The organism is Sphingomonas olei, assembly GCF_045369765.1.
GTDB classification, from domain to species: Bacteria; Pseudomonadota; Alphaproteobacteria; order Sphingomonadales; family Sphingomonadaceae; genus Sphingomonas; species Sphingomonas panaciterrae.
In genome coordinates this window covers 1-8,575 of sequence record NZ_JBIQEU010000040.1, presented here as the reverse complement: position 1 = coordinate 8,575, position 8,575 = coordinate 1, and the positions used below count along the sequence as shown (strand labels likewise).

Sequence of the window (8,575 nt, the reverse complement as noted above, 5' to 3'; positions counted from 1 at the left end):
CACCTCCAGCCGGCCATGGCGGCGGAGACGACGATGCACTAACAATCAACCCGGACCACCCGGTGGGGGCTGCTCAATCTCAATACGGCTGCGGCGTCTATACCGGCGCTTGTCGTACTTGACGGGCTGGCGTCGAGATGTCCGGCTCGGGATGCAGGGTTCGATACCCTTCGCCTGCAAAGCATCCCTGAACCAGTCGGCGTCGTACCCCCGGTCGCCCAGGAGCCAGCGCGCTTTTGGCAGATCGTCCAGTAGCGCTGCCGCGCCGGTGTAATCGCCGACCTGGCCAGCGGTCATGAAGAAGCTAAGAGGGCGGCCGTTTGCGTCGGTGACGGCGTGAAGTTTCGTGTTCATGCCGCCTTTGGTGCGGCCGATCAGCCGCCCGAGATCCCTTTTTTTACCCGCAGGCTCGATGCCGTGCGGTGTGCCTTCAAATAAGTCGCGTCGATCATGACGGTCTTCGGATCGGCACCTGTGGCCGCCAACCTTTCCATCATGCGGAGGAAAACGCCCATCTCGCCCCAGCGCTTCCAGCGATTGTAGAGTGTCTTGTGCGGGCCATATTCCTTTGGCGCATCCCGCCAGCGCAGCCCGTTGCGATTGACGAAAACGATGCCGCTCAACACCCGCCGATCATCAACGCGTGGCTTGCCGTGGCTCTTGGGAAAGTACGGTTGCAGACGCGCCATCTGCTCGTCCGTCAGCCAGTACAGGTCGCTCATTCTCAGTCTCCTTTCGGAGCCTGAATCAGATCGCGCCTCTCACATCAATGGGTCCTGACCCTAGGGCATCTACCCATCCAAGAGCCGCCTGTGCGCTTTCCATTCCATGGCAGGCATGAGGACGCCCGCTACCGAACGGAGGCTATCGGGGTTGGCGAAGGCCAGGACTAACGACCGATATAAGGCGCTTCGCTGATCGGTAGCTCCTATCCGAGCTAGTCCGGCGAATCGTGGGCACATACCTTTGCCGCACGTCAGCAACGTTCAACTCGTCCTCGAGATGAAACAAGTCAGGAACGCATGCTAGCAGTTTAGAATTGGGCGATGACAGACAGTAAACACACCCGAATTGCTATCTACGATCTCGATCGCACGATCACGAGCCTGCCCACCTGGACGCCGTATCTGCTGTTCGCAGGTTGGCGCCTGGGCCCAGCGCGTCTGCTGTTGCTCCCAACGGTTTCGCTGGGCGCTTTGGCGCGCGCGCTGGGCGCAATCGATCGGGATCAGCTGAAGGAATTGATGCATTCGATGTTGCTGGGCCGCGCTGTGCCGGCCAAGCGGCTGGCTGCCGTGTCCGACGCATTTGCTGACTGGATTGTGGGCCATCATCTGCGTGATGGCGCATCGGCTCAGATCGCGGTGGATCGAGCAGAGGGGCGGCAGATCGTGATCGCCACGGCAGCGCACCGCTTCTATGCTGAGCCGATCGCCCGGCGACTCGGAGTGGCTGACCTGCTTGCCACGCTGGCGCAGCGCGGGCCCGACGGGCAAATTCTTTCGCGGCTGGATGGACTGAATTGTTACGGCGTCGCCAAGCATGCGATGATCTCCAGATGGTTCTCGCAAACCGGGTTGAACCGGCAGACCACGCACATCAGGTTCTATTCGGACCATGCCAGCGATCAACCGACTTTCGAGTGGGTGGACGAACCAGTCGCGGTAAATCCCCATGCACCGCTCCGCCGGCTGGCGACCGAACGGGGGTGGCAGATCGTGGATTGGCGACGCTAGGCCTTGGCAAACCGCCCCATGATCGAGGTGGCGGCGCGGCGCGAGGCGGGTTGATCAGTAACCGAGAAGGTCGCGGCAAAGGCGGCTTCCTGTACGCCGCGGTAGCGAGCGGGTGTCGCGACGGCGCGATCCAGCGCTGCCGGTAGATCGGCAAGATCGGCGACGACATCGCCCAGGCGCCAATGCGCAAAGGCGAGATCATTCTCCCACGCGAAGCGGGCGGCGTTTAGGTGGATCACCGGGCGCGGTCGATGTATCCATTCATAGACTTGGCTGCTGGCGTCCCCGAGATAGATGTCAGCGGCGCGCGTATAGGTCATATCTACTGAAGCCTCACTGCCCATATCGATATGGATATGTGGCAAACCGGCATATCGCGCTGCGAAGTCGCGGCGCCAGCGGACGACGCAATGCTCGACGGATGCGTGAATGCGGCGCTTGGCGAGCATCACGTGCGGTGCGACGATCAGATTGAATCGTGACTGAGCGGCGAACGAGGCAAGCACTCCCTCCCCCATCGTGTACCAAGAGGAGAGCTTCGGGTCGAAGTGCGGGTTGTAAAGAACTGTTGGCCGGTCGTCCTGGAATAGTCGCGCGGGCGGGCTCGGAGCGATTGTATCAAACTTTGGATAGCCGACAATTGCGTGGTTTTCAGCGGTGATCAGACCGGCGGCCAGCATCCGTTCCTGTACCTTTAGGCCCGATAGGAGAACGAGATCAAAGCCGCGCATCACGGGGCGGAAGCCGACCGAACGATCGCCGGCGCCGTGCGGGATCCAGACGAATTTCGGGCCGACCAGCCCGAAACGATCACGCAGTAGGAGTGAGGTGGTCTCGGGTACTACAAGCACGTCAAGTGTGGCGAACATCGCCAGGTTCTCGCGCAGGGTTGCGAGCCGACGGAAGGGTGCGACAAATCTCAACGCGCGATCAAGCGCAGCAGCTAGCGGGCCAACCTGCAGCGATAGGAAGCTGACGTTGGCTACCACTGAACCCAGCAGGGCACGGACCTGCTGCTCCTGCGCAGCTGAGGACGTGAGCACGACGGCTTCAACACCGGGGAAGCGCGCCATTTCCGCAATCACCGGGGCAGTATGGCGAATCTGGTGAAGCGCGTCGTGGTTGAAGAGGAAGCCGACCTTCATGCCGCGGACCGGGACCGGAGGAAGGAGATCACCGCTTCTGCGGCTCGGGCTGCAGCGCCGGGGCTGGTATCACCCAGGCTCGCCCGCGCCATCGCCTGTTGCCGATCGCGATAGAGCGTGTGGCGGGCGGCGGCAGCGCGGATTGCGGCCATGAGTTCCGCCGGGTCATCGACTACATCGCCTAGGTGCCAGTGTGCGAAACTCGGGTCATCCTGCCAGTCGATGCGGTTTGCATTGAGGAACACGCAGGGGCGCGGCGTCGCCAAAAATTCATACACCTGGCTGCTGACATCGCCGACATAGATGTCTGCAGCGGCCGCGTAACTCATGTCGACCGAGCGGTCAGACCCGGGATCGACCAGAACGTTGTCGGTGCTCCGGGCGCGCCAATGATCGCGCAGAGCCTCATTCTGGCGACGGAACATCTTGATGTGCGGGGCGACAATGAGGTTCATCGATCTGTCGGCGGCGAAGCCAGCGAGCATCGGCTCGATGAAGCGCTGCCACGAGGTCAGCTTCGGCTCTTTGTGGGCATTGTAGAGGATCGTTCGGCGCGGGGCACCGAATGGGAGCGTAGAGGTGCGATCGATGCGATCGGCCGTCTCCAGCTTCACCGAGCCGGTGAGCGCATACCCGCCGTCGCGGACCAGACCTGCTTCTAGCATACGGGCAGCCGTCTTGCGCCCGGCGAGAAGCACGAGATCGAACGCGGCGATGCGCGGGATGAAACCGCGCGCGCGGTCACCGAAACCGTGCGGACTGTAGATCAGGCGCGGGTGCGTGACACCCAGCCGGCGGAGTGAGGCGACGGTGTTCTCCACCGCAAATATCGCGTCGTAGCCGTTAAGCTCAGCTGCGTTGTCGCGCATTACCATGTCCTTGAACATGCCGAGCCGCTGCATCCGCTGCAGCGCGCGCGTCAGCGACGATTTGCGCAACGCGCGGGTTTCGATGGCTGGCCCGCCCCAAGCCGCGGTGATCCGCGACAGGTGATGAGGGGTTGCCGGATCGTTATAGTAGTTGACGACGGTCACCCCAGTGCGGCGTGCCAACTCCATTGCGATCGCCGCGCCGTGGTAGCACTGATAGGCTTCTGCGATATAGAGGAAGGCAATCCGCATCTGTCGGCCCATAGCGCGGCCGCGCCTGGAACACAGCCATTGACGCCCCCCATCGACGCAATCACCCCCTTTCGCCGCGCGTTGCGTAATGTCGGCTGGCTGCTGACAGGAAAGGGCGTCGCAGCGGTGCTGAGCATCGTCTACCTGGCGCTCGCCACCCGCTCTCTCGGGGTGGCCAAATTCGGGCTGTTCACGCTCATTCTGAGTACGGCTCAGGCGGTGGCCGCGTTTGTCGGCTTCCAAACGTGGCAGATCGTGGTCCGTTTCGGCATGGCGCATCGCTTGGCCGGGCAGCAAAATGCATTGGCGCGGCTGGTCCGCTTCTGCCTGGCGCTCGACATTGCGGGCGCGATCGTCGGTGTGGCGATCCTGGGCGCAGTGCTGCCGCTGATGAGGGCGAGTTTCGGCTGGTCGGCGGAACTGACGCGTCAGGCGTTTGCCTTTTCGGCAGTGTTGCTCCTGTCAGTACGGTCGACCGCGGTCGGCATTCTTCGCTTGCATGATCGCTTTGCAGTGGGCGCTGCGGCCGATTCGGTAACCTCGATCGTGCGCTTCATCGGTGCGGTGATCGCGGTGTTGCACGAAGCGACGATCACCGGCTTTCTGATCGCGTGGGCGGTGGCCGAGCTGCTGACGGCCGCGGTTTACTGGATCGCCGCGATGCGGGTGGCGCCCGGGACATTGCGACACTGGCGCGGCACGCTGGCGGCCGCAAGGGAGACGCCCGGGCTGTGGCATTTTGCGTTTGCCACTAACATGAATGCAACGCTGAATACCGCCAGCCGGCAGTTTGTGGTGGTGCTGGTCGGCCTACTTACCGGCGCGGCGGCGGCGGGCAATTACCGGCTCGCCTATCAGCTAAGCCAGTCATTGGTGCGCCTGGCGGACTTGTTCGCGCGCGGGGTCTTCCCCGAAATGACCCGCGTCCACGCCAGCCCGCGCGCCGAAGAGCTGAGGACCTTGATCCGGCAATCCTCAAGATTGGCGGTGGGCGTGGGACTTGCGACATGCGTGCTGGTGCCGCTGCTCGGCCAGCCAGCGCTGCGCCTGATCGCGGGTGAGGCGTATCTGGACGCCTATTGGGTGCTGGTGCTGCTCGGGCTTGCGGCGGGTTTGGACATCATGGCGGTGGGGTTTGAGCCGGTACTCCTAGGTACCGGACACGCAGCACGAGCTCTTCGCATACGCATCGCGGCAACGTTGATCCTGTTCGCGGCGGTAGGCCTCCTCATGCCGTCGCTTGGCATTCTGGGCGCGGGCGCGGCGTCGCTGATTGCCTCGGGTGTGGCGCTGCTGGCGTTTGTTCTCAGCGCGCGGGCGGTGGCGCGGGGGTAGCGGGCGTCGTCAGGCCGAGGCTACTGGGTTCAGCTAGGCGATTGCCATTCAAGCGAGGGTTTATCGCTTAAGACATAGCGTTCTCGCAATCGTAGGGATCGCTACAATCATGCCATCTTTTGGCTCTATGGAGGTGTTCGTCGGTCGTACCAACCGGTTGTTACATTTTGCTTTTTAGGCGTTTAGCTTTCTATGAGAATGTTCTCTCCCCCGGGTATTTCGCTAGATCGCAAGGCCAGTGCGCGCGCAGAGGTGATGGGATGGTCGTCTGCCACCGGACTTGCCGCACTGCCAAATGCGTCGTTCTCCTTCGCAAGCAGTGGAGTGCGGGTGGGGATCATCTCCAATCCTCGGAGCCGGCGCAACTGGACGGTGAACCTGAAACAGAAGATCGGCCCGGGCGTGCTCGCGGCCGCACCAACGACCAACGAGGAACTGACCCAGGCTCTGCGGTCATTTGCGACGCATAATCTTGATCTGCTGATCATCGATGGCGGCGACGGGACGGTGCGCGACGTGATCAGCGCTGCCGCCGCGATCTTCGGCGAGAGCCTCCCTCCGCTGGCGCTGTTGCCATCCGGAAAGACCAATGCGCTGGCGCTGGACCTCGGAGTGCCGCTCGGCTGGAGCGTGGAGAGTGCGATCGCCGCCCATACCATCGGCCAGGTGCAGACGCGGCGCCCCATCGAGGTTTCTCGCGATGGCGAGACGCCCCTGCGGGGCTTTATCTTCGGAGCGGGCGGCTTCGTGATGGCGACTGAATTTGCGCAACGCACGCACCGCTTCGGGGCCATTGACGGACTTGCCGTTGGCTTATCGCTGATCGGAGCGGTGGCTCAGACGTGTCTTGGCGGTTCCCACAACCGCTGGCGGTTGGGTGACAGGGTTGAGATCTTCAACCACGCCACAGGCGAGACGAGCGTTCGCGACTTCTATCTGCTGCTTGGTTCAACACTTAGCCGCTTGCCTTTGGGCATCAAGCCGTTGGGTAAGGCACGAGCAGGGTTTGACGTGCTCGCCGTTGACGCGCCGCCGCGCTTGCTACCGCTTTCGGCCTGTGCCGTGGTGATGGGGCGTGAAGGCGGCTGGCTCGAGCGGCTGGGTTATCACCATAGTCACAACGTACCCCCGGTTAGACTGACGCTGCAGCAGGGCTATATTCTCGACGGCGAGCAATTTCCGGGCGGTACGATCGAGTTGCGCACAGGAACACCGATCCGGTTTGTGACGCCATGAACGCGCTTCGTAGCTTCATATCTGCCGAGATGGACCATGAAGTACCACCGGAGGTGGTCCGTGCCGGAGGTGTGATCGCTTGCCGGCTGGGCGGCGTGGCAGCGCTGTTCTACGGATCGGTGCTCCGAACGGGCGACCTTGATGGATTGCTCGATTTCTACGTACTTCGCGACCCTAATACGCACAGCGGGGTCATGGGCCGACTGTTGTGGCCAGACGTCAGCTATCACGAGATCAACGTCGGCGGGAAGCTGATCCGCGCCAAGGTGGCGTCAATGCCGATCGACGCCTTCGAGAATGCGGCGAGCGGGCGGACAATCGACACCACAATATGGGCGCGCTTCGTCCAGCCCGCGGCTCTCGTGTGGGTCAAGGACTTCGGTTCCAGACAAAAGGTCATTGACGCTGTTGCGAGCGCGACGTCGACTGCTGCTGGCTTTGCGGCGCTTCATGGACCGGAGAAGGGCGGGCCGTCATCGTACTGGCGTGCCCTGTTCCGCGCTACCTACGCCGCCGAATTGCGCGTGGAAGCGCCGGGGCGTGAGGATCAGATTATCGGCCACAGTCGTGCGCGCTACGATGAGCTTTTGCCGCTGGCGTGGCGGCGCGGCGGCATACAATTCACTAAAGGAAAGGGCGAACTCGCCCCAAGGATGAGCGGAGACCAGATCAATGCGCTTGCTGCTGCCTGGCTGCAGTCGCAAGCTGCGGGCAAGTGGCTTAACCTCGCGCGCTTGCTGAAGGCAGCCTTCACCTTCGACGGCGCAACCCGATACGCGGTCTGGAAGATCGAACGACACACAGGGCTCCACGTGCCGTTAACGCCGTTTCGGGAGCGCCATCCGATAATGGCCGCCCCCGGCGTCCTGTGGCAATTGTGGCGGCATTCGGTGGCACGATGATTCCGTCAAGCGTCGTGCTAGCGGGGTCCCGCGACGGCACCGATCCCGTGGCGGTCCACGCCGGCGTTTCCGACAAGGCATTGATCGCGTTTGGCGAAGAAACGATGCTGGAGCGTGTCATCATGGCGCTTCGCGCGGCTGGCATCGGGCATGTGTCAGTGGCCGCGAATAGTCCGGCGGTACTGGCGGAGGCAGAGCGGCATGGAGCAATGCCCTTTCCTGCGGCCGCTGGACCGAGCGCCAGCACTGCGAACGCGTTGGAAGAACTTGGCGCCCCCCTGATTGTCACCACGGGCGACCATGCGCTTCTCAATTCTGAATGGATACGGGACTTCGTGGCCCGGGTGCCTGATGGGGCGGACGTTGCGGTCCTGCTCGCCCGACGTGAAGCGATCGAAGTGGCAGCGCCAGGCTCGCGGCGTACCTATCTGCGTTTCGCCGATGGTGATTGGTCCGGCTGCAACCTCTTCCTGCTGGCGACGCCACGCGCAATCGATGCAGTTCGGCTTTGGCAGGCGGTGGAGCGTGACCGCAAGCAGCCGTGGCGGATCGTCAGGCGCCTCGGGGTCCGCTTGCTGCTACGTTATCTCACAAGGCGGCTGACGCTGGTGGAGGCGATCACGGCGCTGGGGCAGCGCGCGGGTGTCTCGGCAACGGTGGTCGAATGCGCGGATGGGCTCGCCGCGGTGGATGTGGACAAGCCCTCAGACCTGAATTTTGTCCGGGCTTTTCTCGGGCGGGCTGATGATGGCACTGCCCGGTTGGACGACGTGAACGCCTGACCCAACAAAGTTGCAGCGTGTCGGTGAGCAACCGTCAGGCATGCTTCCGATCAGAGCCGATCACGCCAATTGCGAACGCGAAACTACCCGCCCATTTATTCGGCGCGCAGCACCTCAGCGGCATGAAACGGTGTGGGCCGCGGGAGTCGCGAGGAAGGTAATTGTTTCCGGTGCGAAAGTGAGCCGCCCCGCCGCGATCTGCTCGCCGGTCATCGGCAAGATGTCGCCCGCGCCGAGTTGAAGGTAAGCGTGGCGTGAGGACCGCAGTTTATGCGGCTTGGGCTGTTGGCTGATCTGTCTGGGGCACCCAGTTCCACG

At 62.9% G+C, this 8,575-nt stretch carries 8 protein-coding genes and 1 pseudogene; 5 read left to right on the top strand and 4 right to left on the bottom strand.

Going from position 1 to position 8,575, the window contains the following annotated elements:
- Positions 1-75: 75 nt before the first annotated feature.
- Positions 76-722: pseudogene (locus tag ACH0BU_RS17490) on the bottom strand (IS5 family transposase); the annotation flags it as partial.
- A gap of 324 nt (positions 723-1,046) precedes the next feature.
- Between ACH0BU_RS17490 and ACH0BU_RS17485 the strand changes: the two are divergent.
- The gene (locus ACH0BU_RS17485) at positions 1,047-1,736 is read left to right on the top strand and encodes an HAD family hydrolase (protein WP_046406659.1); all 690 of its coding nucleotides are present in this window, start codon (positions 1,047-1,049) and stop codon (positions 1,734-1,736) included.
- On the opposite strand, the gene ACH0BU_RS17480 is transcribed toward ACH0BU_RS17485, so the two are convergent.
- Positions 1,733-2,881: a CDP-glycerol glycerophosphotransferase family protein gene (locus tag ACH0BU_RS17480; RefSeq protein ID WP_046406660.1), complete on the bottom strand. Its 1,149-nt coding sequence runs from the start codon at positions 2,879-2,881 to the stop codon at positions 1,733-1,735. The two genes, ACH0BU_RS17485 and ACH0BU_RS17480, sit on opposite strands and share 4 nt — an antisense overlap.
- Positions 2,878-4,002 carry a hypothetical protein gene (locus tag ACH0BU_RS17475; RefSeq protein WP_046406671.1) on the bottom strand — a complete coding sequence of 375 codons (1,125 nt, stop codon included), beginning with the start codon at positions 4,000-4,002 and terminating at the stop codon, positions 2,878-2,880. Before ACH0BU_RS17475 ends, ACH0BU_RS17480 begins: the two co-directional genes overlap by 4 nt.
- Between ACH0BU_RS17475 and ACH0BU_RS17470 the strand changes: the two genes are divergently transcribed.
- From ACH0BU_RS17470 to ACH0BU_RS17455, 4 genes are all read left to right on the top strand, one after another.
- On the top strand, positions 3,955-5,337 hold the full coding sequence (locus ACH0BU_RS17470) for an oligosaccharide flippase family protein (RefSeq protein ID WP_350027700.1): 1,383 nt from the start codon (positions 3,955-3,957) through the stop codon (positions 5,335-5,337). The genes ACH0BU_RS17475 and ACH0BU_RS17470 overlap by 48 nt on opposite strands.
- 330 nt (positions 5,338-5,667) lie before the next feature.
- Positions 5,668-6,573 carry a diacylglycerol/lipid kinase family protein gene (locus ACH0BU_RS17465; protein ID WP_164518999.1) on the top strand — a complete coding sequence of 302 codons (906 nt, stop codon included), beginning with the start codon at positions 5,668-5,670 and terminating at the stop codon, positions 6,571-6,573.
- A complete protein-coding gene (locus ACH0BU_RS17460; protein WP_046406664.1) occupies positions 6,570-7,475 on the top strand; it encodes a hypothetical protein in 906 nt (301 codons plus the stop codon). Before ACH0BU_RS17465 ends, ACH0BU_RS17460 begins: the two co-directional genes overlap by 4 nt.
- The gene (locus ACH0BU_RS17455) at positions 7,451-8,257 is read left to right on the top strand and encodes a nucleotidyltransferase family protein (RefSeq protein WP_331386551.1); all 807 of its coding nucleotides are present in this window, start codon (positions 7,451-7,453) and stop codon (positions 8,255-8,257) included. Before ACH0BU_RS17460 ends, ACH0BU_RS17455 begins: the two co-directional genes overlap by 25 nt.
- A gap of 114 nt (positions 8,258-8,371) precedes the next feature.
- Here the strand turns inward: ACH0BU_RS17455 and ACH0BU_RS17450 are convergent.
- A partial coding sequence (locus ACH0BU_RS17450) for a hypothetical protein (protein WP_500264416.1) occupies positions 8,372-8,575 on the bottom strand: 204 nt, incomplete at its 5' end.